At 62.2% G+C, this 23,425-nt stretch carries 22 protein-coding genes; 9 read left to right on the top strand and 13 right to left on the bottom strand.

All coding sequences use genetic code 11. The features are described 5' to 3' along the window. The first annotated feature begins 98 nt into the window (after window positions 1–98). A complete protein-coding gene (locus FHS03_RS27245; RefSeq protein WP_183444044.1) occupies window positions 99–3,005 on the top strand; it encodes a bifunctional diguanylate cyclase/phosphodiesterase in 2,907 nt (968 codons plus the stop codon). A gap of 9 nt (window positions 3,006–3,014) precedes the next feature. Here FHS03_RS27245 and xth read toward each other — a convergent pair whose 3' ends face one another. Continuing rightward, window positions 3,015–3,785, bottom strand: coding sequence for an exodeoxyribonuclease III (gene xth / locus FHS03_RS27240; RefSeq protein WP_183444043.1), 771 nt, complete (start codon window positions 3,783–3,785; stop codon window positions 3,015–3,017). Window positions 3,786–4,188: 403 nt separating this feature from the next. Between xth and FHS03_RS27235 the strand changes: the two genes are divergently transcribed. Together FHS03_RS27235 and FHS03_RS27230 are read left to right on the top strand one after the other, a co-directional pair. Further along, the gene (locus FHS03_RS27235; protein ID WP_176348133.1) at window positions 4,189–4,572 is read left to right on the top strand and encodes a phiTE_015 family protein; all 384 of its coding nucleotides are present in this window, start codon (window positions 4,189–4,191) and stop codon (window positions 4,570–4,572) included. Window positions 4,573–4,579: 7 nt separating this feature from the next. After that, entirely contained in the window at window positions 4,580–5,053 is a 474-nt protein-coding gene (locus tag FHS03_RS27230; protein ID WP_229426467.1) for a hypothetical protein, read from the top strand. Window positions 5,054–5,131: 78 nt separating this feature from the next. Here FHS03_RS27230 and FHS03_RS27225 read toward each other — a convergent pair whose 3' ends face one another. Then, complete coding sequence (locus FHS03_RS27225; protein ID WP_176348132.1) at window positions 5,132–6,625, bottom strand: leucyl aminopeptidase; 1,494 nt, start codon at window positions 6,623–6,625, stop codon at window positions 5,132–5,134. 71 nt (window positions 6,626–6,696) lie between these two features. Between FHS03_RS27225 and lptF the strand changes: the two genes are divergently transcribed. The 3 genes from lptF to FHS03_RS27210 are packed head-to-tail and all read left to right on the top strand — an operon-like array spanning window position 6,697 to window position 9,393. Beyond that, window positions 6,697–7,824 (top strand): LPS export ABC transporter permease LptF, encoded by a 1,128-nt coding sequence (gene lptF / locus FHS03_RS27220; protein ID WP_183444042.1) that lies wholly within the window; start codon window positions 6,697–6,699, stop codon window positions 7,822–7,824. Further along, a complete protein-coding gene (gene lptG, locus FHS03_RS27215) occupies window positions 7,821–8,987 on the top strand; it encodes an LPS export ABC transporter permease LptG (protein WP_183444041.1) in 1,167 nt (388 codons plus the stop codon). Before lptF ends, lptG begins: the two co-directional genes overlap by 4 nt. Before the next feature lies 1 nt (window position 8,988). Next, window positions 8,989–9,393: a sirohydrochlorin chelatase gene (locus FHS03_RS27210; RefSeq protein ID WP_183444040.1), complete on the top strand. Its 405-nt coding sequence runs from the start codon at window positions 8,989–8,991 to the stop codon at window positions 9,391–9,393. Here FHS03_RS27210 and FHS03_RS27205 read toward each other — a convergent pair. The 8 genes from FHS03_RS27205 to FHS03_RS27170 all read right to left on the bottom strand — a co-directional run bounded on the left by FHS03_RS27205 (window position 9,390) and on the right by FHS03_RS27170 (window position 17,027). Next, on the bottom strand, window positions 9,390–10,163 hold the full coding sequence (locus FHS03_RS27205; RefSeq protein ID WP_183444039.1) for a hypothetical protein: 774 nt from the start codon (window positions 10,161–10,163) through the stop codon (window positions 9,390–9,392). The genes FHS03_RS27210 and FHS03_RS27205 overlap by 4 nt on opposite strands. Before the next feature lie 3 nt (window positions 10,164–10,166). Beyond that, a complete protein-coding gene (locus FHS03_RS27200; protein WP_183444038.1) occupies window positions 10,167–10,904 on the bottom strand; it encodes a hypothetical protein in 738 nt (245 codons plus the stop codon). Between the two features lie 72 nt (window positions 10,905–10,976). Beyond that, the gene (cobA, locus tag FHS03_RS27195; protein WP_183444037.1) at window positions 10,977–11,741 is read right to left on the bottom strand and encodes a uroporphyrinogen-III C-methyltransferase; all 765 of its coding nucleotides are present in this window, start codon (window positions 11,739–11,741) and stop codon (window positions 10,977–10,979) included. 32 nt (window positions 11,742–11,773) lie between these two features. Next, window positions 11,774–13,081: a sulfate adenylyltransferase subunit 1 gene (locus FHS03_RS27190; RefSeq protein ID WP_183444036.1), complete on the bottom strand. Its 1,308-nt coding sequence runs from the start codon at window positions 13,079–13,081 to the stop codon at window positions 11,774–11,776. After that, the gene (cysD, locus tag FHS03_RS27185) at window positions 13,081–14,022 is read right to left on the bottom strand and encodes a sulfate adenylyltransferase subunit CysD (RefSeq protein ID WP_183444035.1); all 942 of its coding nucleotides are present in this window, start codon (window positions 14,020–14,022) and stop codon (window positions 13,081–13,083) included. Before cysD ends, FHS03_RS27190 begins: the two co-directional genes overlap by 1 nt. Before the next feature lie 36 nt (window positions 14,023–14,058). Continuing rightward, the gene (locus FHS03_RS27180) at window positions 14,059–14,775 is read right to left on the bottom strand and encodes a phosphoadenylyl-sulfate reductase (RefSeq protein WP_183444034.1); all 717 of its coding nucleotides are present in this window, start codon (window positions 14,773–14,775) and stop codon (window positions 14,059–14,061) included. 13 nt (window positions 14,776–14,788) lie between these two features. Continuing rightward, window positions 14,789–15,343 carry a DUF934 domain-containing protein gene (locus tag FHS03_RS27175; RefSeq protein ID WP_183444033.1) on the bottom strand — a complete coding sequence of 185 codons (555 nt, stop codon included), beginning with the start codon at window positions 15,341–15,343 and terminating at the stop codon, window positions 14,789–14,791. Next, window positions 15,336–17,027 carry a nitrite/sulfite reductase gene (locus FHS03_RS27170; RefSeq protein WP_183444032.1) on the bottom strand — a complete coding sequence of 564 codons (1,692 nt, stop codon included), beginning with the start codon at window positions 17,025–17,027 and terminating at the stop codon, window positions 15,336–15,338. Before FHS03_RS27170 ends, FHS03_RS27175 begins: the two co-directional genes overlap by 8 nt. A gap of 177 nt (window positions 17,028–17,204) precedes the next feature. On the opposite strand from FHS03_RS27170, the gene FHS03_RS27165 reads away from it, so the two are divergent. From FHS03_RS27165 to FHS03_RS27155, 3 genes are all read left to right on the top strand, one after another. Continuing rightward, a complete protein-coding gene (locus FHS03_RS27165) occupies window positions 17,205–18,146 on the top strand; it encodes a CysB family HTH-type transcriptional regulator (RefSeq protein WP_183444031.1) in 942 nt (313 codons plus the stop codon). A 23-nt stretch (window positions 18,147–18,169) separates the two neighbouring features. Continuing rightward, a complete protein-coding gene (locus tag FHS03_RS27160; protein ID WP_183444030.1) occupies window positions 18,170–18,814 on the top strand; it encodes a class I SAM-dependent methyltransferase in 645 nt (214 codons plus the stop codon). A 133-nt stretch (window positions 18,815–18,947) separates the two neighbouring features. After that, the gene (locus FHS03_RS27155; RefSeq protein WP_183444029.1) at window positions 18,948–19,892 is read left to right on the top strand and encodes a porin; all 945 of its coding nucleotides are present in this window, start codon (window positions 18,948–18,950) and stop codon (window positions 19,890–19,892) included. Window positions 19,893–20,002: 110 nt separating this feature from the next. On the opposite strand, the gene FHS03_RS27150 is transcribed toward FHS03_RS27155, so the two are convergent. The 3 genes from FHS03_RS27150 to FHS03_RS27140 form a co-directional block, all read right to left on the bottom strand. Continuing rightward, complete coding sequence (locus FHS03_RS27150) at window positions 20,003–20,776, bottom strand: sensor histidine kinase (RefSeq protein WP_183444028.1); 774 nt, start codon at window positions 20,774–20,776, stop codon at window positions 20,003–20,005. 109 nt (window positions 20,777–20,885) lie between these two features. Further along, window positions 20,886–21,647: a LytR/AlgR family response regulator transcription factor gene (locus FHS03_RS27145; protein WP_183444027.1), complete on the bottom strand. Its 762-nt coding sequence runs from the start codon at window positions 21,645–21,647 to the stop codon at window positions 20,886–20,888. Window positions 21,648–21,711: 64 nt separating this feature from the next. Beyond that, window positions 21,712–23,031 carry a sensor histidine kinase gene (locus FHS03_RS27140; protein WP_183444026.1) on the bottom strand — a complete coding sequence of 440 codons (1,320 nt, stop codon included), beginning with the start codon at window positions 23,029–23,031 and terminating at the stop codon, window positions 21,712–21,714. Window positions 23,032–23,425: the final 394 nt, after the last annotated feature.

Raw genomic sequence — 23,425 nt, 5'->3', positions numbered from 1 at the left:
GGTATTGTGGCGAATGCAATCATTGTGGTTTATGATCTGCCCAACCGCGATCCATTGCCAATGGGAAGCTATTATTTCCACAAGGTGCTCTGGTGTACATGAACCCAGTCTCAAGCAATCCCGATGTACTGGCCGAGGCTTTGACGCTGATCGGCGTTCCGGCTTGCGTGTGCGATAGCGCGGGCCGGGTGCTGGCGGCGAATGCGGAGCTGGCGGCCTTGCTGGAAACCGATCCGCGCGAACAGCCGCTCAGCGCCTTCATCGCGCCGCATGTGCGCGCCGAGGCCAGCGCCGCTGTGAAAGCGGCTTGCGGCGGCGACCTGTCCGTGCCGCGCAACTACGCCGATATCTGCCTGCAGGCCGAGAGCGGGCGCCATATCCACGCCGGCATGGCGCTCAAGCCGCTGCCGGCCGGCATGACGCCGGCCGGCGTCACTGTCGTCTTCCATGAACTGAGCGAGGTCCCGCACGAGCAGCGCGCGCTGGGCAAGGCGCTGGCCGAACAGAAGGCGATTCTGGACAATGCGCCGGTCGGCGTCCTGTTCACCAAGGACGAGATCATGTTGAGCTGTAATCCGCGCCTGGCCGAGATGTTCGGCTACCGGCGCGAACAGATCACGGGCCGCCCGGCGGTGGAAGTTTTCCCCTCGCCCGAGGTGTACGCCGAATTCGGCCGCGAAGCGGGGCCGGTGCTGGGCCAGGGCCGCGCCTTCGAAAAGAACGAGTTCCAGTTCCGCAAGCATGACGGTAGCCTGTTCTGGTGCCGCGTGCGCGCCAGCACCGTGGACCAGGAACACAATGAGGGCGGCACCATCTGGATTCTGGAAGACGTGACGCGCTCGCGCCAGAACCAGATGGAAGTCGAGGCCTTGATGACGAATGCCTCGATCTGCATCCTGTACACGCGCAACCGCCTGATCACGCGCTATAACCGCGGCTTCTCCGAAATGTTCGGCTACGAGGGCAAGGAAGGCCTGGGCCTGCCGGGACGCGCCCTGTATCCCTCGGACGATGCGTATGCGCGGCTGGGCGTATTGGCTTCGCCGCTGCTGTCGGTGGGCCGGCCTTTCCAGACCGAAGTGGAAATGCGGCGCAAGGACGGCAACACCTTCTGGGCCCAGCTGATCGCCTACGTGGTCAATCCGGAAGACCCGACCCAGGGCACGATCTGGATCATCGAAGACCGCGCCGAGCACAAACGCGCCGAGGAATCGCTGCGCAATGCCCTGCTGGAAAACCAGGCCATACTCGACAGCGCGGTGCTGGGCATCTCGGTTTGCGAGAATGGGCGCAATCTGCGCTGCAACGCCAAGATGGAAGAGCTGTTCGGCTACGCGCCCGGCGAAATGAACAATATGAGCGTGCAAGCCTTCTATCCCGACCTGGATGAATGGGCCAAGGCGCGGCGCGACACGGGGCGCGATTTCGCGGCGGGCCATGTCAGCTCGGCCGAGTACCAACTGGTGCGCAAGGACGGCAGCCGCTTCTGGGCGCGCCTGTCCGGCCGCCCCTTCGATCCGACGCAGCCGCGCGGACGCTCGGTCTGGCTGGTGGACGATGTGACGGCGCGGCGCGAAGCGGCCGAAACGGTGCGCCGCGCGCGCGACGAGCTGGAGGTGCGGGTGCTGGAGCGCACCGCCGAACTGGCCGGCGCCAACGCCATGCTGCAGGCCGAGATCGTGGAGCGGCGCCAGGCCGAGGCGCGCGTCCACCATATGGCCTACCACGACAGCCTGACCGGCCTGCCCAACCGCGCCCTGCTGGCCGACCGCCTGGACCGCGCCATGCTGGCGGCGCAGCGGTCCAGCCGCCGCCTGGCCGTCATGTTCATCGACCTGGACCGCTTCAAAACCATCAACGATTCGCTCGGCCATATGACGGGCGACCAGTTGCTGAAGGAAGTGGCCAACCGCCTGTGCGCGTCGGTGCGCGCCAGCGATACCGTGGCCCGCCTGGGCGGCGACGAATTCGTGGTGCTGGTGCCGGGCCTGGGCGAGGTGGGCGAATCGAACCGGGTGGCGGAAAAAATCATCGAAGCGCTGGCCGCGCCTTTCCCGCTGGAGGGGCGCATGCTGCATATTTCGCCTTCGATCGGCATCTGCATCTATCCGGACGACGGCCAGGACGTGGCGACCCTGATGCGCAACGCCGATTCCGCGATGTACCACGCCAAGGCGGCCGGCCGCAATAACTATCAATTCTTCACCCAGAAGATGAACCTGGCGGCGGCCCACCACTTCGAACTGGAAAGCAGCTTGCGCAGCGCGCTGGCCCTGCAGCAGTTCGAGCTGCACTTCCAGCCCATCATGGATATCCGCACGCGCCATCTGCACGCCATGGAAGTGCTGCTGCGCTGGCGCCGTCCGGGCCACGGCCTGGTGGGGCCGGACCAGTTCATCCCCATCATGGAGGAGAATGGCCTGATCGTGCCGGTCGGCGAATGGGTGATACGGCGCGCCTGCGAGCAGAATATGGAATGGCTGCGCCAGGGCTTGCAGCCGGTGCCGCTGGCGATCAACCTGTCGCCGCGCCAGTTCATGCACCGCGGCCTGGTGGCCTCGATCCGCCGGATTTTGGAGGAAACCGGCATCGACCCGGCCCTGATCGAATTCGAGATCACGGAAACGGCGGTGATGCAGCACGGCGAGCAGACCCTGGAAATCCTGGGCCAGATCAACGCCATGGGCATCCGCCTGTCGATCGACGATTTCGGCACGGGCTATTCGAGCCTGGCCTATCTGAAGCGCTTCCCGGTGCGCAAGATCAAGATCGACCGCGCCTTTATCAAGGACCTGGAAGAGAGCACGGAAGACCGCGCCATCGTGGCGGCCATTATCGCGCTGTCGGACAGCTTGCAGCTGTCGGTGGTGGCGGAAGGGGTGGAGACGGAAGCGCAGTTCGGCCTCTTGCAACGGCAGGGTTGCCAGCATGCGCAAGGCTATCTGTTCTCCCGTCCCGTGCCCTGCGCCGAAGCGCAGCATCTGCTGCAGGGCAGGGCGGAGTAAGCGGCGTTCTCAGGCCGGGACCAGGGTCGCGATCACCGGCGCGTGGTCGGACGGCTGCTCCCATTTGCGCGGCGCGCGGTCGATGATGCACGCCTCGCAGCGCGCCACCAGCGGCGCCGACAGCAGGATATGGTCGATGCGCAGGCCCTTGTTCTTCTGGAAGCCGAGCATGCGGTAATCCCACCAGCTGAAGGTTTTTTCCGGATGCTCGAACAGGCGGAAGGAATCCTGCAAGCCCAGGTCGAACAGGGCTTGCAGCGCGGCCCTTTCCTTGTCCGAACACAGCACCTGGCCTTCCCAGGCGGCCGGATCGTGCACGTCGCGGTCTTCCGGCGCGATATTGTAGTCGCCCAGCACGGCCAGGTTCGGATGCTTGGCCAGTTCGTCGGCCAGCCAGTCGCGGAACGATTGCAGCCAGCCCAGTTTGTAAATGTACTTTTCGGTATCAACCGCCTGGCCGTTTGGCACATAGGCGCAAACCACGCGCACGCCGCCGATGGTGGCGGCCAGAATGCGCTGCTGCGCGTCTTCATAGCGTGGATTGTTCTTAACTACATCCTCGATAGGCAGGCGCGACAAAATCGCCACGCCGTTATACGTTTTCTGGCCGCTGAACACGACCTGGTAGCCGGCGGCTTCGATGGCGGCGGTGGGAAACTTGTCGTCCGTCAATTTTGTTTCCTGGATGCACAACACATCGACCGGGTTTTCTTCCAGCCATTTCAAAACGTGCGCCAATCTTACGTTGAGCGAATTAACATTCCAGGTTGCAAGTTTCATGGTGCTTATCCTTATGGTTTTCCTGGCGCGCATCTTACCGCAATGGCCCGCTGCGCGCAGGCCTTGCAAGAGCGAAGGCGGCCCTGATATTTGCAAATAAACGTCAGTTTTCTCGACCAAATGGTATCCAGAGGAGGGATAATGTAGGAAAATGTAACAGACCCAAAAATAATTGCCGATAATGCTTCATAGTTATCAAAATGGTACTAAGATGTAGTTAGTGCTAACCAAAAAATATAAATATACATAAGTTCGTTTGAGCACTGATTAGTTGTCCCCGGCCACCACTCATTACAAAAATGTTCCATAAAGCAACAAAATTGTGTTGTTTTTCGTAAAGAAGTGGTACTATTTGGAAACTTATTCGTGTTTTTAAACAGTCCGAAGCATGTAAAGGAATAAAATGCGATCAGCATTTGAAGCATGGGCGCAGCGCGACGGCCACATCGTGCGCAGGCGCGAAGACAAGCCAGAAGAGTATCTGGTATTTGAAACGCAACGCCGCTGGGTAATCTGGCAAGCGGCGCTGGAGCATGGCAAGGCCCCGAGCGGACGCAAGTCGGCTGCCCAGAAGGAAAAAGAGGCAGCAGGCGAACGTACCGTGAGTGCCCGGTCCAGCCTGGCGCGACCGACTGCCGTGAGTGCCGGCGAAGCGACGGTGCGTAATCAGGTGTTGAATGAAGTGCTGGACGCTTTCTCTGCCCTGGACGGTAGCAGCGGCATGGAAGACATCCTGAACGTCATTCAGGGTCTGAAGCAAAGACAAAAGTCCCAGGCGGGCAATTAAGCCGCCTATGTACCACCGGCTGATGTTCTCGGCCGGCGCGGCCGCTTTGCGGCCCGTCGCCTGCGCCGCTGTTCTGGCGGCGTTGGGCGCTTGCGCAACGCTTACTGAATCTACCCAGCAACAAGTACTGGTGCAGACCGTTCTCGACCACCGCGAGGTGGCGGGCGCGGGCTGCGTGCTGTCCAACGATGTGGGCAAGTGGTTTGTCGCCACGCCCGGTCGCGTCACGATCCACAAGAGCCTGAAACCCCTGCATGTCGATTGCCAGCTGGGCGGGCAAGCCGTCTCCGGCGAAAGCGTGCCGTCCAAACAGAACGCCAGCCTGTGGGGCAATATCGTGCTGACCTTCGGCACGGGGCTGATTGTGGACCGCAATACCGGCGCCGGTTTCGACTATCCCTCGACCATTACCGTCATCCTGAATCCGCTGAATCAGGGCGAGCAGCGTTTGCCCGCGCCGGGCGGTGTGACGGTGTATTAGCGCAGAATAAAAAAGGGACAGCCCTGGCGGACTGTCCCTCTTGCATCTGAAAAGCCGGGACGCGTCCCGGCTTTTGCTTTATGCGCGGTTGATCAGGAAGGTGCTCAGCAGCGGAACCGGACGGCCGGTCGCGCCTTTGGCCGCGCCCGATTTCCAGGCGGTGCCGGCGATGTCCAGGTGGGCCCAGGTGTACTTGCGGGTGAAGTTTTCCAGGAAGGCCGCGGCCGTGATCGACATGCCGCCCGGTGTGCCGATGTTCGCCAGATCGGCGAAGTTGGACTTCAGCTGATCGTTGTACGCTTCCTCGATCGGCATGCGCCATGCGGTGTCGCTGGTGGCTTTGCCGGCGGCCAGCAGTTCGGCGGCCAGCTTGTCGTGGGCTTCGTCGTGACGGGTGAACAGGCCGCTGTTGTGGTGGCCCAGGGCGACCACGCAGGCGCCGGTCAGGGTGGCCACGTTGACCACGGCGGCTGGCTTGAAGCGCTCGGCGTAGGTCAGGGCGTCGCACAGGATCAGGCGGCCTTCGGCGTCGGTGTTCAGCACTTCGATGGTCAGGCCGTTCATCGAGGTGACAATGTCGCCCGGCTTGGTGGCGCGGCCGGAAGGCATGTTTTCGCAAGCGGCCACGATGCCGATCACGTTCAGCTTCAGGCCCATTTCGCCGATGGCGCGGAAGGTGCCCAGCACGGAGCCGGCGCCGCACATATCGTATTTCATCTCGTCCATGCCAGGACCGGCCTTGATCGAGATGCCGCCGGTATCGAAGGTGATGCCTTTACCGACTAGCACCACCGGCGCGTCCTTGGCCTTGCCGCCCATGTGCTTCAGCACGATGAACTTGGGCGCCTGCTCGCTGCCATTGGTCACGGACAGGAAGCTGCCCATTTTCAGGGCTTCCATCTGCTTGCGCTCCAGGATTTCGACTTCGAACTTGAATTCCTTGGCCAGCTTTTTGGCGGTGTCGGCCAGATAGGTCGGGGTGCAGACGTTGGCCGGCAGGTTGCCCAGGTCCTTGGTCAGCTCCATGCCGTTGGCGATGGCGATCGCTTGCGACAGGGCCAGCTTGGTGGCGGCATTGTTCGGCAGGGCCAGGGCGATTTTCTTCACGCCGGCCGGCACCGGGTCTTTCTTCGATTTCTGGCTGTCGGTGCGGTAGATGCTTTCGCGGCCGGCTTGCACCACGGCGCGCACGCTCCAGTTCACGTCGCGCTCTTTCACTTCGGTCAGTGGTAATGCGATAATGGCGTCCGCCGTACCCAGGGTCGAGAAGGCCTTGATGGTGGCTTGCACTGCGGAGTTGAAGCTCTTTTCGCCCACGGCTTCGTCTGCGCCCAGGCCAACCAGCAGCACGCGCTCGGCTGCCGCGCCCTTCAGGCCGCGCAGCAGCAGGGTGGTGCCGGCTTTACCGGAGATGTCGCCGGACTTCAGCGCAGCCGTGATTTCACCGGCGCCGTCCAGGGCTTTGGCCGCCTCGGACAGCTTCTTGTTTTCGAAAACCGCGACGGCTACGCAGCCGGTTTTGGCCGACGAGATGGTGTTTTTTGCGTCAAAAGCTTTTATGCTAAAGTCCATTAGATTTCTCCGTATTGTGTGCTGGTATTGCTGGTCTTACTTAAACCTGTTGATCGGATTATAAACGTCGAATGATTTTCCAACGCGCCCTTAAACGCGAGCTGGCCAGTTCCGCAGGGGCTACTTTCACGGTGCTGTTTTCCATCCTCGTGACGTGGACCCTGATCTCCATTCTCGGCAAAGCCGCGGGCGGCAAGGTAGCGTCGACCGACGTGGTCGCGCTCATCGCGTTCGCAGCCCTGAATTATCTGCCAACTGTCATCATCCTCACCAGTTTTATTTCTGTGCTGATGGTCGTTACGCGCACTTATCGCGATTCCGAGATGGTGGTCTGGTTTGCGTCGGGCCAGAGTTTAGCAAAATGGATTCGTCCGGTGCTGACTTTCGGCCTGCCTTTGATTATATTGACCGGCGCCCTGAGTTTCTTTGCCACCCCGTGGGCCAAGCAAAAAAGCAGCGAATATATCGAACGCTTTAACAAACGCGAGGATTTGCAAAAGGTCGCGCCCGGCCAATTCAAGGAATCCTCGTCCAGCAACCGCATTTTCTTCGTGGAGGCGGTGGCCGGCAAAAGCGCGGTGGTGCAGAATGTTTTCGTCAATTCGGTCGATGCGCGCGGCACGTCGGTGGTGGTGGCCAAGGAAGGCGTCATCAGCACCACGCCCGACGGGTCCAGCTATCTGGTGCTGAAAAACGGCCGCCGCTACCAGGGCACGCCGGGCCAGGCCGATTTCCAGACCATGGAATTCGAGCGCTACAGCATGCGCGTGGCGCAGCAGGCGCAGGAAGCCGATGCGCCGATGGAGGCCGCCATGACCACCAAGGAGCTCCTGGAAAGCCCGACCAATGCCACGCGCGGCGAGCTGCTGTACCGCATCGGCGCGCCGATTTCCTGCCTGGTCCTGCTGCTGCTGGCGATTCCGCTGGGCTTCGTCAATCCGCGCGCGGGCAGTTCGACCAACCTGATTATCGCGGTGCTGATTTTCTTCGCCTATAACAATATCAGCAAGGTGCTGGAGGCTAGCGTCAAGCAAGGCAAATTGCCGTTCGCGGTCTCCTGGTGGCCGCTGCACCTGGCTGCGGCGCTGGCCGTGCTGATCCTGTTTGCCTGGCGTTTGAACGTAAACCACCGTTATCACCCGCTGGCCCTGATGGCTGCGCTCAAGCGCGGCGGCAGCAAGAAAGCTGTATCCCAATGAGTATCCTGCAACGCTATTTTGCCGTTTCCATCGTCAAGGCCGTAGCCTTCGTGTTGCTGGCCTTCCTCGGCCTGCAGGCCTTCATGGACCTGAGCGGCGAGCTGGCCTCGGTCGGCAAGAACGGCTATACCCTGCAGCATGCCATGCTGTATACGCTGCTTATGTTGCCGAGCAATGTGTACAAGGTGATGCCGGTGGCGGCCCTGATCGGCACCATTTACACGATGGCGCAATTTGCCTCGACCTCGGAATTCACCATCATGCGCGCGTCCAGCATGTCGACCCGCATGGCGGGCTGGATGCTGTTCCGCATCGGCATCGGCCTGGTGATCGTCACCTTCATCTTCGGCGAAGTGATCACGCCGCGCACTGGGCCGCTGGCCGAGAAAGTGCGCCTGACTGGGCGCGGCGCCACGGTGTCGGCCGAATTCCGTTCCGGCCTGTGGACCAAGGATGTGGTCAAGAGCGATGGCATGAGCGGCGCCGTGCAAGGCACGCGCTTCTTCAATGTGAAGGAAGTCTTGCCGGACGGGCAGCTGGTCGGCGTCAAGCTTTACGAATTCGACACCAGCTTCCGCCTGCGTTCCATCACCCAGGCCAAGACCGGTATTTTTCAGGGAAATAATGTTTGGCGCCTGCACGATGTGACGGAAAACCATTTCAGCAACGCCGTGCTGGCGGCCGGCGCGGAAGCTACGCGCGCCAACCACTTCGGCCAGGAGAGCAGTGCCATCGCCATCCAGACCCATCCGACCAAGGATCTGGTGTCGGAGATCACGCCCAAGATCCTGTCGGTATCGGCCTCCGATCCGGAGCGCATGTCGGCCAACGAGCTGCGCGTGTATACCCGCCACCTGCAGGAAAACAAGCAAGGCACCGAGCGCTTCAAGATCGCGTTCTGGAAGAAACTGTTCGACCCGCTGGCTATCTTCGTGCTGATGGCCCTGGCCTTGCCGTTCGCCTATCTGCACACCCGCAGCGGCGGCGTCAGCCTGAAGATTTTCATCGGCATCATGATCGGCGTCGGCTACCTGCTGGTGAATACCCTGTTCTCGCATCTGGGCATGCTGTCGACCTGGCCGGCCGTGGTCACGGCCATCATGCCGAGTCTGATCTTCCTGATGCTGGCGCTGGGCGCCTTGTGGTGGGTGGAGCGGCACTGAGATGGGCAAGCACGCGCTGATCCTGTTTGCCCATGGCGCGCGCGCCGCCAGCTGGGCCGCGCCTTTCGAACGCCTGCGCGAGCTGACGCAGGCGCGCCTGCCCGATACCGATGTCTCGCTGGCTTTTCTGGAGTTGATGGAACCGCTGCTGCAGCAGCAGGTGGCGGCGCTGGTGGCCGCTGGCGTCGACGAGGTGACGGTGGTGCCGGTGTTCCTGGGACAGGGCGGCCATGTGCTGCGCGACCTGCCGCTGATGCTGGACCAGCTGCGCGCCAGCTATCCGGCTCTGCGCATCCATGTGGTGGGCGCGGTAGGCGAAGACCCCGATGTGCTGCGCGCCATGACCGATTACTGCGTCGGCGCGCTGGGCGCTGCCGGTGTGGCGCCCGGGGCTGGAGGCGTTTAAGCCGCGTCCTGCAGCCAGAACGCTTGCTGGCTGTGCGACCACTCAGCCAGCAGCGTTCCTGGCTGCTCGAATTCCTTGCGCATGACGCGGCGCAAACTTGGCCGGTCGAGCAGGTTCTCTGCGTCGCCGGCAAACTGGCCCGCTTCTTCTTCCTTTCCCAATCCTTTCAGCACCTGCCATTGCAGCACGGCCTGTTTCACATAGCCCAGGGTTTCGCCCATCAGGCGCACGGTGGAAAGCTTGCTGGCATCGCCAGCCATGGCCTGGAAAATGCGGTTCAGATCCGCGGCGTCCTGTTTGATCGCGGCCATGGGTTCAGGCAGATAGCTATGCGCCAGCTGGAAATCGCCGCAAGCAACGATGGCGTCCACGGCCTGGTGGAAGGCTTGCGCCGCCAGTTCCGGCATCTTGACCTGGAACTGGCGGAACAGCTCAAGCGTGGCCTGCTCGTCGTCCAGCAGGCGGTTGATGTCGACGATAAGGGGGAAGCGGTCCTCGCTGCTGCCATCGGCGATGCGGATTTCGGTTTCGCCGGCGAGCAGCAGCGCGGTTTCGCGTTCGCCAAGCGCCCGCAGGGCTGCCAGTGCGGGCGGATAAGCTTCGGCCAGCTCCAGCCAGTGATGCAGGGCGAAGCGGCTGAAACGGAACAGATTGCGTTCCTGCCTGCCCGCATAGTCGTGGAAATGCCGGTGCAGGCGCAGCGCTTCTTCGTATTCGCCCGCCTCCTGCGCTTCCAGCGCGTTCTGGTAGATATCCCGCAGCTCGTCCATGGTTTATTCCTTGTTGCGGCTTTGCGCCAGCATGGCGGCGATGGTGGCGCCGGGTTGCTCGAATTCGCGCTGCACGGCGTCGCGTAGCGCGTCCGACTTCAGCTGTTCCAGTGCGGCGGCGCCGGCTTGCTCGACTTCCTCATCCTCGCCCTGGCGGCGCAGCACTTCCAGGATCAGCCGCACCTCCTTGGCGTAGTTGAGCACATAGGCCAGCAGCGCGGGGGCGGACGAGGTTTTGCCGCCGCGCGCCAGCTCTTCGGCGAAATTGTTCAGGCGCGTGGCCATGGCGCCGATGCGTTCCACCGGCTGCGGCAGATAGCGGCGCGCCAGCGCGAAGTCCTCGCAGGCCACCAATGCCGGCAGGGCCAGGTCGGCGCATTGGCGCGCCAGGTCGGGCAGATTGGCGTCGATCTGCGTGAACAGGTCGTGGGTGGCGCGCTCTTCGCCCAGCGCGCCATTGATGGCGCTGATGTCCTGGAAGCGCGCCAGCGTGGCGTCGCCGTTCAGCAGGCGCGCGGTGTCGCGGTCGCGCAAGCCCTGCAGGGCGCGGCGCGCCAGCGGGAATTGTTCGCCCAGGTAAATCCAGTCGCGCAGGGCGAAGGACAGGCGCACACCGTTCAGCGACGGATCGGTTTCCAGGGCGTTTTCGTGGAACCAGAGATGGTCGCGCAGGGCATCTTCAAACTTGCCCGCCAGCCGCGCATGGCGCGCGCGCTCCAGAATCTCGTGTGCTTGTGACATAAAACCTCCGCAATTGCAAAGGCGGTATTTTAGCGCCTGCGCCGCCAGCCGGGCGCCCAAAGCGACGGCGCCTCAGGCTTGACGGGCAGGGGGCAGCGCGTCGGCTGCCGGTTCGCCCAGGCCGGGCTGGTGCAGACGGGTTTTCATGGCCTCGCCCAGCATGACCAGCACCGGACCTTGGGCGCCATCCAGGCCATGCGCCAGCTCGGCCAAGGTAATGCGGCCGATGCGCTGATCGGGGCGGCTGACATTTTCGATCACCACCACCGGCGTATCGGGGCGGCGGCCCTGGTCCAGCAGGCGCTGCGCGGTGGCAATGGCTTCGCGTCCGCCCATATACTGCACCAGGGTGTCGGTGGACGGAATCGCCACGTCTTCCGGATGGCCGGGCGCGGTGCTGGAGGTGAAGAAGGCCACGCTGCGCGCCACGCCGCGCTTGGTCAGCGGCTGCTTGCTGGCCGCCGCCGCCGCCACGGCCGTGGTGATGCCGGGGACGACTTCGACTTCGATGCCCTCGGCTTCAAGCGCGCTCAATTCCTCGTCGGCGCGCCCGAACAGCATGGGGTCGCCGCCTTTCAAGCGCACCACCATGCTGTATTTGCCTGCGCACTCGACCAACTGCTGATTGATGAAGTGCTGGGCCGCCGAGCGCTGGCCGCAGCGCTTGCCGACCGAGATTTTCACGGCCTGCGGGCACAGCTCCAGCATCTCGTCCGTCACCAGCGCATCGTACAGAACCACTTCGGCCTCGGCCAGCAAGCGCGCACCGCGCAGGGTAATCAAATCCTGGGCGCCGGGACCGGCGCCGATCAAATACACTTTCCCGAATGCTGGCATGAAGCTTTCCTTGCTGGCCCTGCTGTTTCTTCTTATTCGCCGAGGCGTATCATGCCGGCGGCGACCGTCTGGTGCGTCACCTCATCGATCAGGATGAAGGCCCCGGTGGCGCGGATGTCGGCATACGCGTCGGCCGCCAGCGGCTGCTGCACGGTCAGCGCGATACGCGCCACATCGTTGAGTTTCAGGGCATCCGCATCGTGCCGCTGCTGGGTGTTGATGTCAAGGATAGAATCGATTTTGGCAATCTTGGCCGCCGTCTGCTTGGTGCCGTGCTTGATCCAGTACTTGCGGCGCAGGTCCAGCGCATCTTCCGACAGCCAGCAGATGTCGGCGCTGACTTGTTTGAGCAGCGTGGCCGGCTGGGTGCTGGATGCCAGCATATCGCCGCGCGACACGTCCAGGTATTCTTCCAGCAGCAGGGTGATCGACTGGCCGGCGCTGGCCGATTGGTGCGAGCCTTCCAGCGTCAGGATGTCTTTCACCGTGGCGCTCTGGCCCGAAGGCTGCACCACCAGCTTGTCGCCCACGGCCACGCGGCCCGATTCGATGCGGCCCATATAGCCGCGGAAGTCGTTCGCTTCATGGCCATTGTGGCGCGCCACCAGCTGCACCGGGAAGCGGAAGGGGGCGTTGTGCGACTCGTCGTACACCGACAGCGATTCCAGCAGCTCGATCAGGGTCGGGCCTTGATACCAGCCCATCTTGTCGCCGGCATCGACCACATTGTCGCCGGTCAGGGCCGACAGCGGAATCGTGGTCACGTCCTTCAGGCCCAGGGTCTGGGCGAATTCCTGGTAAGCCGTGACGATGCGCTCGTAAATCGCCTGGTCGTAGTTCACCAGATCCATCTTGTTGACGGCTACCACCACATGCTCGATCTGCAGCAGGTGGGCGATGGTCGAATGGCGCTTGGTCTGGATCAGCAGGTCGACGCCGCCATCCTCGCGCAGCTTCACTTTCGACACGTCGACCAGGATGATGACGGCATCGGCGGTGGACGCGCCCGTCACCATATTGCGCGTGTACTGCTCATGGCCCGGCGTGTCGGCGATGATGAATTTGCGCTTGGGCGTGGCGAAGTAGCGGTAAGCCACGTCGATGGTGATGCCCTGTTCGCGTTCCGCTTCCAGGCCGTCGGTCAGCAGCGACAGGTCGATGGTGTCGCCCACCGTGCGCTTATGCTTGGCGCGCGACACGGCGGCCAGCTGGTCGGCGAAGATGCCCTTGCTGTCGAACAGCAGGCGGCCTATCAGGGTGCTCTTGCCATCGTCCACCGAGCCGGCGGTGATGAAGCGCAGCAGGCCGCGCTCGGACAGGTTCTCGTTCAATGCGTTCATCAGAAGTATCCTGCTTTCTTACGTTTTTCCATCGAGGCTTCGGAAGTCTGGTCGTCCATGCGGGTGGCGCCGCGTTCGGTGATCTGGGTGACGGCGGTTTCGGCGATGATCGCTTCCACCGTGGCCGCGTCCGAGGACACCGGGCAGGTGCAGGAAATATCACCCACGGTGCGGAAGCGCACCACCTGGCTTTCCACCGTTTCGCCTTCGCGCGCCGGGGTCAGGTCGGTCAGCGGCACCAGCAGGCCGTTGCGCGGAATGACCTGGCGCTCGTGCGCGAAGTAGATCGAAGGCAGGGCCAGTTTTTCGCGCGCGATGTACTGCCACACATCCAGCTCGGTCCAGTTCGAGATCGGGAACACACGCATATTCTCGCCGGGATGGACGCGGGTGTTATACAGGTCCCACAGCTCCGGGCGCTGCGCTTTCGGGTCCCACTGGCCGAATTCGTCGCGGAAGGAGAAGATGCGCTCCTTGGCGCGGGCCTTCTCTTCATCGCGGCGCGCGCCGCCGATGCAGGCGTCGAAGCCATGTTCGGCGATGGTTTCCAGCAGCGTCACCGCCTGCGCCGCGTTGCGCGAATCGGTCTGCGGATTGCGCAGGCGCACCGTGCCCTTCTTGATCGAATCCTCGACCGAGCCGACAATCAGGCGCTCGCCCAATTCGGCCACGCGGCGGTCGCGGAACTCGATCACTTCCGCGAAGTTATGGCCGGTATCGATATGCACCAGCGGGAAGGGGAATTTACCGGGACGGAAAGCCTTTTCCGCAAGGCGCAGCAGCACCACGGAATCTTTCCCGCCCGAGAACAGCAGGGCAGGGTTGCTGCATTCGGCGGCCACTTCGCGCAGGATGTGGATGGCTTCCGATTCCAGTGCATCGAGGTGGCGCGCGTTCACGTCGCCAAGGCCGAGAGTTGGGGTGTCAAGCAGAGCGTTCATTGATAGCCTGTTCTTGTGTGGGTGGCGGGTTAGAACTCAAGCCGCCACGGATTTGATGCGAATCAGTTTTCCATCGACCAGATGCAGGCCGCATTCCTTCGATTCCGGATTTTCCCACCACCAGCGACCGGCGCGAACGTCCTCTCCGGGCTGGATGGCGCGCGTGCAGGGCGCGCAGCCGATGGAGGGATAGCCTTGGTCGTGCAATTCATTGTACGGCACATTATTGGCGCGGATATAGTCCCAGATATCCTGTTCCGACCAGTCGGCGAGCGGGTTAAATTTGGTCATGAAGTGGGCCGGATCGTCTTCCTCCACCAGCAGCGAAGAGCGGGTGCTGGATTGGGCGCGGCGCTGGCCCGTGACCCAGGCCTTGTTGCCGAACAGGGCGCGGCTCAGCGGCTCCACCTTGCGGATGCGGCAGCATTCGCGGCGCAGCTCCACGCTGTCGTAAAAACCATTTAGGCCGTGCGCGGCGACATAGGCGTCCACCGCTTCCGGCTGCGGGCGGTACAGCGCGATCTCGTAGCTGTAGCGCTCTTTCACCTGGTCCAGCATGGCCAGCGTTTCAGGATGCAAGCGGCCCGTTTCCAGCGAAAAGATGCCGATCGGAAGCCGGGCTTTCAGGATCAGGTCCGTCAGCACCATATCCTCGGCCGCCAGGCTGGAGGCGAAAACAGCAGGCGAGAAGTCACGCGCGATGCGTTCCAGGGTCAGGCGCGTCTGCGCCACCAGGGTGTCCGGCTGGCTCATGCTGGCGCTCCTGTCAGATGCCGTAACCGGCGTCGCCGCCGGCCGGCTGGGCTTCGCGGTGGTGGCGGCGGAACAAGGGCTGCTGCTCGTCCACCGAAGCCTGGTAGGTTTCGGAGAACACGGTCAAGCCTTTGAGCGCATCGTGGATGCTGCGGTCGGGGCGCGTGGCGTAGGCGTTGAAGCCGACGCGGTGCATGGAAAACAGCTGGTCGCGCAGCACGTCGCCGATGGCGCGCAGCTCGCCCTTGTAGCCCAGGCGGGTGCGCAGATTGTAGGCGATCGAATAGCCGCGGCCATCGGTGAACTTGGGGAAGTCCACCGCCACCACGCCAAAGCGATCCAGCTCGCCCTTGAGCGCCTCGGGGCGCTCGTCGCTGGCGATCCAGACGCCGATCTCGGCGCGCGCCTCCAGCGCGGCGCGCTGGCTCAGCCACACTTGCAGCGGCACGATGACCTTGCCGGCCGGGACTGGCACCGTTTCCGCATCCTCGCCCTCGGCCAGGCGCAGCACCTGCCAATCGTCTTCCACGATTTCGCGGCCTTTGATAATCAGGTTTTGCTCAGGCATATTCATCTTCTCCAATCAGGCGGCCCGCTTCGGCAATCGGCGTGGCGTATACAAAGTCCTTGAAGGGCGCAACGCCCAGGCGCTGCACGGTGTCGACAAAGCGTTCCTCGTCCGAGCGTTCGCGCAGATACACTTGCAGCAGGCGGTCGATCACTTCCGGCATCTGTTGCGCCGAGAACGATGGGCCGATGATCTTGCCGATGGCAGCATGGTTGCCCTGGGCACCGCCGATCGACACCTGGTACCACTCGGCGCCATCCTTATCCACGCCCAGCACGCCGATGGAACCGACGTGGTGGTGGCCGCAGGCATTGATGCAGCCCGAGATATTCAGTTCGATCTCGCCGATATCGTGCAGATAGTCGATATGGTCGAAGCGCTCCGCGATGGCGGACGCGATCGGAATCGACTTGGCGTTGGCCAGCGAGCAGAAGTCGCCGCCGGGGCAGCAGATGATGTCGGTCAGCAGGCCGATATTCGGCGTCGCCAGGCCTTGCGCCTTGGCTTCCTGCCACAGCGCGAACAGCTTGGACTGCGGCACGTCGGCCAGCACGATATTCTGTTCATGCGTCACGCGCAGCTCGCCGAAGGAGTAGCGGTCGGCCAGGTCGGCCATGAAATCCATTTGCGCGGCGGTGGCGTCGCCCGGCGGCACGCCGGTCTTTTTCAGCGACAGCACCACGGCCGCGTAGCCGGGCACCTTGTGCGCCTTCACATTGCGCTTCAGCCAGTTGCCGAAAGCCTTGTTGTCCGCGCGTTCGGCGGCCGGATCGATGGCCGGCAAGGTTTCGTAGGCGTGCGGCTTGAAGTAGGCGATGATGCGTTCCATCTCGTCTTCGGTCAGGGTCTGGGCGCTGTCTTTCAGATCCACCCATTCCTCTTCCACCTGGCGCGTGAACTCTTCCACGCCCACGGCCTTCAGCAGGATCTTGATGCGCGCCTTGTACTTGTTGTCGCGCCGTCCGTACTGGTTATACACGCGCATGACCGCTTCCACATAGGTCAGCAGATGCTCGCGCGGCAGGAATTCGCGGATGGTGCTGCCGATGATCGGGGTGCGGCCCATGCCGCCGCCCACCATCACCTTGAAGCCGATCTCGCCCGCCGCGTTGCGCACCACGGTCAGGCCGATATCGTGGATGGCGATGGCGGCGCGGTCTTCCACGGCGCCATTGATGGCGACCTTGAATTTGCGCGGCAGGGCGATGAATTCAGGGTGGAAGGTGGACCACTGGCGCAGCACCTCGGCATAGGGACGCGGGTCGATGATCTCGTCGGCGGCCACGCCGGCGAATTCGTCCGAGGTCACGTTGCGGATGCAGTTGCCCGAGGTCTGGATGGCGTGCATTTCGACCGACGCCAGATCGCTCAGGATGTCCGGCGTCTGTTCCAGCTCGACCCAGTTGAACTGGATGTTCTGGCGCGTGGTGAAGTGGCCGTAGCCGCGATCGTATTTGCGGGCGATATGGGCGAACATGCGCATCTGCTTGGACGACAGCAGGCCGTAAGGCACGGCGATGCGCAGCATATAAGCGTGGCGCTGCATATACAGGCCGTTCTGCAGGCGCAGAGGCAGGAATTCGGCCTCGCTCAGCTCATCGTTCAGGCGGCGCTGCACCTGGTCGCGATACTGCGCGATGCGTTCCCGCACGATCAGATGGTCATATTGGTCATATTGATACATATCGTTCCTAAAAAGTCGCTTGCGGCAAGGGCTGGCGCTTCCGGGTCTCCCCAAAGTGGCTTCAATGGTAATAAACTCCAGCTTTATTCCAAACGACTTAGTCTTTATTTGCTTATATACGTATTGGGCATAAGCATCAGCGTAAAATACGGTTTGGGATACTGACCGAGAGAGCCAATGAACCTGCATCAACTCCGATTCGTGCGCGAAGCCGTGCGCCAGAACTACAACCTGACGGACGCTGCCAAAGCCCTGTTTACGTCCCAGCCGGGCGTGTCCAAGGCCATCATCGAGCTGGAGGAGGAGTTGGGCGTGGACATCTTCACGCGGCACGGCAAGCGCATCCGCGGCTTGACCGAGCCGGGCCGTCTGGTGCTCGAATCGGTCGAGCTGATCATGCAGGAGATCGACAGCCTGAAGCGCATCGGCAAGGAATATGCTGCCCAGGACAGTGGCAGCTTCACCATCGCCACCACCCACACCCAAGCGCGCTACACCCTGCCGCGCGTGGTGCAAGCCTTCATGCAGAAGTTCCCCAAAGTGCGGTTATCCTTGCTGCAAGGCAATCCGCGCCAGATCGCCGAGATGGTGCAGCGCGACCAGGCCGACCTGGCCATCGCCACCGAATCGATTGCCGGCATCGACGGGCTGATCACCCTGCCGTGCTACCAGTGGGAGCACGTGCTGGTGCTGCCGCCCGAACACGCGCTGCTCAAATCCAAGGAAATCACCCTGGAAGACGTGGCCGCTTTCCCCGTCATCACCTATGACAGCGCCTTTGCCGGCCGCAGCAAGATCGACCACGCTTTCTCGCTGCGCGGCCTGAAGCCGGACGTGCTGCTGGAAGCCATCGATGCCGACGTCATCAAGACTTATGTCGAACTGGGCATGGGCATTGGTATCATTGCGGGCATGGCCTTCGATCCCGAGCGCGACCGCAATCTGCGTTCGATCCCGGTTGGCCATCTGTTCGGCATGAATGTGTCGCGCGTGGCGGTCAAGCAGGGCGCTTACCTGCGCAGCTATATTTATACCTTCATCGAATTGCTCGCCCCGACCCTGAACCGCAAGCTCATCGAGCAAGCCATGCGCGGCGAACAGGACCACTACGAGCTGTAATCAAGCAAAGAAACAAGACGCAAATGACTCAAGAAACATTCTCCCAATACTACGCCCAGCGCGCCGCCACCTTCGACAGCGTCTACGCCAAGCCGGAGCGCCAAGCCGACCTGGCCCGCCTGCACAGCCGCCTGGGTGAACTGCTGGCTGGCCACAAGGTGCTGGAAATCGCCTGCGGCACCGGCTACTGGACCGCAACCATCGCCAAGACGGCCGCCTCGGTGCACGCCACCGACGTCAATCCCGCCATGCTCGAATACGCGCAAAAGCGCACCCTGCCGAACACCAGCTTCGCCCTGGCCGACGCCTGGGAATTGGCGCCGGCCGTGGGCCAGTACACGGCCGTGTTCGCCGGCTTCCTGTGGTCGCACATCCGGCGCGAAGAGCAGGAGCGCTTCCTGGCCCAGTTGCGCGCCAAGCTCGGCAAGGATGTGCTGCTGGTGGTGATGGACAACTGCTATGTCGATGGCAGCAGCACCGTGGTGGCGCGCACCGACGCCGACGGCAATACCTTCCAGCTGCGCACCTCGCCCACCGGCGAGCGTTTCGAAGTGCTGAAAAACTTCCCCACCGACAGCTATCTGCGCAAGAAGCTGGCCAATGCCACGCGCGAGATCCGCATCGAGCGCCTGCCTTACTACTGGTTGTTGACGGCACGCCTGAAATAGCCATTCAGGAAAAACTTGCTGCAAAATAGCAACAAGTTACATATGTCATATTGTTGAAGCATTTGATAGGCATGATTCGCCCCATCGTTTCGCAGCGTTTCATTCTTCATCAACTTCAACAGTAGGACATCAAGTGAAAAAACTTACTCTGGCAGCTCTGCTTATCGGCGGTTTCGCAGCATCGGCACAAGCACAATCGAACGTGACCGTGTATGGCGTGGTCGACCTGGGCATCGCTAAAACCACCGGCCAATCCGCCGTTGAACGCGAGAACCACGCTTCGCGTCTGGGCTTCCGCGGTACGGAAGATCTGGGCGGCGGTCTGTCGGCCATCTTCAATCTGGAAAGCGAAATCCTGGCCGACACCGGCGCGCAAAAAGGCAATCTGTTCGACCGCCAGGCATGGGTCGGCCTGAAAGGCTCCTTCGGCCAGGTTTACCTGGGCCGCACCAAGGACATCATCGACGGCGCCCTGCCGCGCATCGAGCCGTTCAACGCCGACGGCGTGATCGGTAAGGTCAACGAGCCGATGATGCGCAACGGCGTGGGCCAATCCCGCGTTGCCAATGCCATCACCTATAACAGCCCAAGCTACCAAGGCCTGGCCTTCGCCCTGCAAGCCGTGCTGAGCGAAGTCAAAGGTGCCGACGCTGGTTACAGCGCCCTGGCCACCTACGACAACGGCCCGATCAGCCTGCACGCTGGTTACCAGCGCGCCGTGCAGACCGCCGTCAGCGCCGTGAAGCCGACCCTGTGGACCATCGGCGCCGGCTACAAATTCGGCGACACCAAAGTGTCCGGCGGCTACTCCAAAGGCAAAACCGACGTTGCTACCACCGGCGACTACAAGAGCTGGCTGCTGGGCGTGAGCCACAGCATCGGCGGCGGCGACCTGAAAGCCGTGTACGGCAAGCAAGAGCAAAACAACAACAAGGTCAGCGGCCTGAACACCGTGAAAGAAATGGGCGTGGGTTACGACTACCACCTGTCCAAGCGCACCGACCTGTACGCCTACGCCGGCAAGGAAAAAGTCAAAGCCCTGACCTCCTACCAGTTGGGCATCTCCCACAAGTTCTAATCCGCCTCGCGGAACTGCCGAGTCCGTGTCCGATTGGGGTCTGACCCCAAGGTGGACACGGGCTCAGCGGTGGGAACCCCTGAAAAAGCGCCATTGGCGCTTTTTTGCGTTTACTGCGCGGCGAAGGAGGGTAGGGGCAGGCGGATGTCGATGCGCGTACCGCGGCCGGGACTGCCGCTGATGGCGAGGTCGCCGCGCAGGGCCAGCACGCGTTCGCGCATGCCGAGCAAGCCGTAAGAGGTGGGTTTGTCCAGGTCGCTCTCACCGATGCCGCGCCCATCGTCCTCGATCGAAATCAGCAGGGCGCCGTCCTTGCGGTGCAGATGCAGCTCGACTGCCTGGGCATTGGCATGGCGGGCGATATTGGTCAGCGATTCCTGCACGATGCGGAAGACGGCGGTGCTGTAGCGGTCGTCGAGAATGAGCTCCTCTTCGGCCGCACCGAGTTGGCAAGCGATGCCGTGGCGCTGCACCCAGTCGTGGCGCAGCGATTGCAGCGCGAAGTAGAGTCCGCCTTCGTCGAGCGCGCGCGGGCGCAGATTGCCGCCGATGCGGCGCAACGAGGTGATGGCCGACAGCAGTAGCTGGTCCATGCTGTGCAGGCGCTGGCGCGCGGCCGGCTCGTGGGCATCTTGCTGTTGCAGCAAATCCATGTCCACACGCAGGGCGGCCAGCAACTGGCCCAGGTCGTCGTGCAATTCGCGCGCGATGTGGGCGCGCTCTTCTTCGCGGATGGCTTCCAGCGCGTAGTCGGTGGCGCGGCGGCCGGCGAGCCGCTGGCGCGCCGCCGGCGCCGGTTCGGGCTTGCTCAGGCGCCAAGCCAGGCGCGAGGCCAGCAGAAAGGCTGCGCTACGCAGCAAACGGAGAATGGGGGAGGGTGGCATGGCATAGTCCTGGGCCGAAAAAGCGGCGATTCAGGACTACCCTAGACCAAGCCTGCGGCGCAGGCCTTGATATACAGCAGAGGTGGCGCGGCGGCCGCCGCGCCCAACTTTACATTTGCTTGAACAGGTGCAGGAAGCTGCGGCTCACTTCCAGCTTTTCGGAGCGGCCCTTGATCATTACCAGGTGGCGGCCACGGATATCGCGCGTCACGCCTTCGATGGCGTTCACATTGACCAGGGTGGCGCGGTGGATCTGCCAGAACAGGTCGGGGTCGAGTTCGTCGGCCAGGTCGCGCACCGGCTTGCGGATCAGTGCCTCGAATTTCTCCGTCTGCACGCAGGTGTATTTCTCGTCGGAGCGGAAGAACAGGATTTCCTCGACCGGAATCATGCGCAGATCCTGGCCGATGCTGGCCTGGATCCATTGCAGATGGGCCTTTTTCGGCGCGGCGATCTTTTCCGTGAGCTGGGCCAGCATGGCGCTGACGCTGGCATTCACATCCTCTTTCGGCCGGCTCAGGCGGGTTTTCAGGCGGTCCACCGTGATCTGCAGGCGCTCCTGTTCGGGCGGCTTGAGGACATAGTCGACGGCGCCGCGCTCGAACGCTTCCACCGCATAGGCGTCGTAAGCCGTCACGAAAACCACATTGCTCTTGCCGCCGATCGCCGCCGCCGCTTCCATGCCGGTCTTGCCGGGCATGCGGATATCGAGGAAGGTGAAATCGGGATTGAGCTGGTCGACCAGCTCGATGGCTTCGTCGCCATTCTTGGCTTCGCCCACGATTTCCAGCTCTGGCCAGACCTGGCTCAGGCGCATGCGCAACTGATCGCGCATCAAACGTTCATCATCGGCAATGATTGCAGTTGGCATAATTTGCAAGAGTTATGAAAAATGGCTGGTAATTATTCAATGAAACCAGGCAAGAATCAACGATTCATTTTGCAAGCTGGTAAGGCACTTCGATGGTAGCGATCACCCCGCTTGGCTGATTCGGCTCGATCTTCAGGTGGGCCTGGTCGCCGTGCAGCAGTTTCAGGCGCTCGCGGATGGTCAGCAGGCCGAGGCCGGTGCCATCGCTGGGCTTGGCGCCGAAGCCCAAGCCGTCGTCGGTGACGACCACGCGCAGCTTATTATGCGCCACTTCCGCGCGCACTTTCAGCGTGCCGCCCTCCGGTTTGCCTTCCAGGCCGTGCTTGATGGCGTTTTCCACCATCGATTGCAGCATCATGGGCGGGAAAGCGGCAGTGCGCAGGCCTTCGGGAATGGCGAAATCAATGGTCAGGCGCTCTTCCATGCGCATTTTCAGCAGCGCCAGATACGCCACCACCATATCGGCTTCGCGGCCCAGATTAGTGATCAGGGAGTTTTCGCGCATCTGCGGCAGCACGGCGCGCAGGTATTTGATCAAGCTGCGCTGCATGGCCGAGGCGCGCGGCGGATCGGTTTCGATCAGGTGCTCGACCGAAGCCAGGGTATTGAACAGGAAATGCGGTTCGACCTGGGCTTGCATCATTTGCATCTTCGCTTCGCTGAGCTGGCGCTGCATGGAGGCGCGCTCGGCGGCGGCGTTGGCGGTCTGGGTTTCGGCTTCCGCCCGCTTCTTGCCGCCCATCAAGGCTTTGGTGGCGAACAGGGCCAGTACTAGCAGCGAGACGAAACTTTTGAACCAGGTGGACGCTTGCTGGGTATAGCGCGACACCTTCTGTTCGGCGGCATCGTCGACGGCCTCTTCGATTGCATTCGACAATTCCTCGCCGATCTGCGGCGGCAATTCAATATGGACTTCTTCGCCCGGTTGCGGGGCGCCGGCGGGCAGGGCGGGTTTGGCCGGTTTCGCTGGATGGGCCGGCTTGGCGGGCGGCGCTTCCGGCGCGGGCGTGGCTGTGGGCGCGGTCGGCGCGTCCGGCACTTCGCCGGGGATGACTTCGACGGGCTTGGGCGGCTCTTCCGGCTTGGATGCATCTTTGCGCGTCTTCACGCCGCGCGGATTGAAGTGAATGCCGCTGTCGTCGATGGTGATATTGGTTTCGCCGGGACGGTTGCGCTTATGCGAGCGCGTTACGACCTCGTCGCTTGGGCTGGGGGAGAAGAGCTCGTCTTGCAGGATCGAGGCGGCAATCAGGGACAGGGCAGCGAAAAGAAAGAATTTCCACCATGAAAGCTGCGTTACCCAGGTCGCGGTCGCATCGAAGCCGCGGTGCAGCCAGGCCAGGATGGTTTTCAGCGTTTCTTGCAATTTCGGGGTTGGGAACATGCTTTCTTTCTTCTTGAGTAAGCGGCAAGTGTAGATAACCTTACGCAAACCTGTCTATGCGGGCCAGCGGTGTGCGACAGTCTGCACAAAAGTGGTCTTGGAAGGAAGAATGCAGGGATGACTGGATGTGGTGAAAAAGCCCTTGCGCGGGCCATGCTGCTTTGCTATAGTTCTGTCCCCGCCGCAACGCAGATGCAAATCGCGAAACGGTAGGAAAAGAAAGAAGCTTGACGAATCGCACGAAACACTAGATAATCTCGCTTCTCTGCTGCTGACAAACACAACGCTTTGTCGATAAGTGCAGCGATCAGGATCTTTAAAAATTAACAGTCGATAAGTGTGGGCGTTTGATGATGTGCCCGGGACTTCGGTCCTGAAGCTCAAATAATAGATT

The sequence above is a fragment of the Pseudoduganella violacea genome (genome assembly GCF_014191875.1).
Taxonomy (GTDB): domain Bacteria; phylum Pseudomonadota; class Gammaproteobacteria; order Burkholderiales; family Burkholderiaceae_D; genus Rugamonas; species Rugamonas violacea_A.
The sequence above is the reverse complement of the archived record's forward strand: the minus strand, read 5'-3'. Positions and strand labels throughout refer to the sequence as shown.

Bases quoted from the DNA above. Each gene is read 5' to 3' on its own strand.
- FHS03_RS27190 (WP_183444036.1), bottom strand. From the start codon at position 13,081: ATGAACGCATTGAACGAGAACCTGTCCGAGCGCGGCCTGCTGCGCTTC.
- FHS03_RS27225 (WP_176348132.1), bottom strand. From the start codon at position 6,625: ATGGACTTTAGCATAAAAGCTTTTGACGCAAAAAACACCATCTCGTCG.
- FHS03_RS27180 (WP_183444034.1), bottom strand. From the start codon at position 14,775: ATGAGCCAGCCGGACACCCTGGTGGCGCAGACGCGCCTGACCCTGGAA.
- lptF (WP_183444042.1), top strand. From the start codon at position 6,697: ATGATTTTCCAACGCGCCCTTAAACGCGAGCTGGCCAGTTCCGCAGGG.
- xth (WP_183444043.1), bottom strand. From the start codon at position 3,785: ATGAAACTTGCAACCTGGAATGTTAATTCGCTCAACGTAAGATTGGCG.
- FHS03_RS27245 (WP_183444044.1), top strand. From the start codon at position 99: ATGAACCCAGTCTCAAGCAATCCCGATGTACTGGCCGAGGCTTTGACG.
- FHS03_RS27230 (WP_229426467.1), top strand. From the start codon at position 4,580: ATGTACCACCGGCTGATGTTCTCGGCCGGCGCGGCCGCTTTGCGGCCC.
- FHS03_RS27160 (WP_183444030.1), top strand. From the start codon at position 18,170: ATGACTCAAGAAACATTCTCCCAATACTACGCCCAGCGCGCCGCCACC.
- FHS03_RS27200 (WP_183444038.1), bottom strand. From the start codon at position 10,904: ATGTCACAAGCACACGAGATTCTGGAGCGCGCGCGCCATGCGCGGCTG.
- FHS03_RS27145 (WP_183444027.1), bottom strand. From the start codon at position 21,647: ATGCCAACTGCAATCATTGCCGATGATGAACGTTTGATGCGCGATCAG.
- cobA (WP_183444037.1), bottom strand. From the start codon at position 11,741: ATGCCAGCATTCGGGAAAGTGTATTTGATCGGCGCCGGTCCCGGCGCC.
- FHS03_RS27170 (WP_183444032.1), bottom strand. From the start codon at position 17,027: ATGTATCAATATGACCAATATGACCATCTGATCGTGCGGGAACGCATC.
- FHS03_RS27175 (WP_183444033.1), bottom strand. From the start codon at position 15,343: ATGCCTGAGCAAAACCTGATTATCAAAGGCCGCGAAATCGTGGAAGAC.
- FHS03_RS27165 (WP_183444031.1), top strand. From the start codon at position 17,205: ATGAACCTGCATCAACTCCGATTCGTGCGCGAAGCCGTGCGCCAGAAC.
- FHS03_RS27140 (WP_183444026.1), bottom strand. From the start codon at position 23,031: ATGTTCCCAACCCCGAAATTGCAAGAAACGCTGAAAACCATCCTGGCC.
- FHS03_RS27235 (WP_176348133.1), top strand. From the start codon at position 4,189: ATGCGATCAGCATTTGAAGCATGGGCGCAGCGCGACGGCCACATCGTG.
- cysD (WP_183444035.1), bottom strand. From the start codon at position 14,022: ATGAACGCTCTGCTTGACACCCCAACTCTCGGCCTTGGCGACGTGAAC.
- FHS03_RS27210 (WP_183444040.1), top strand. From the start codon at position 8,989: ATGGGCAAGCACGCGCTGATCCTGTTTGCCCATGGCGCGCGCGCCGCC.
- lptG (WP_183444041.1), top strand. From the start codon at position 7,821: ATGAGTATCCTGCAACGCTATTTTGCCGTTTCCATCGTCAAGGCCGTA.
- FHS03_RS27205 (WP_183444039.1), bottom strand. From the start codon at position 10,163: ATGGACGAGCTGCGGGATATCTACCAGAACGCGCTGGAAGCGCAGGAG.
- FHS03_RS27150 (WP_183444028.1), bottom strand. From the start codon at position 20,776: ATGCCACCCTCCCCCATTCTCCGTTTGCTGCGTAGCGCAGCCTTTCTG.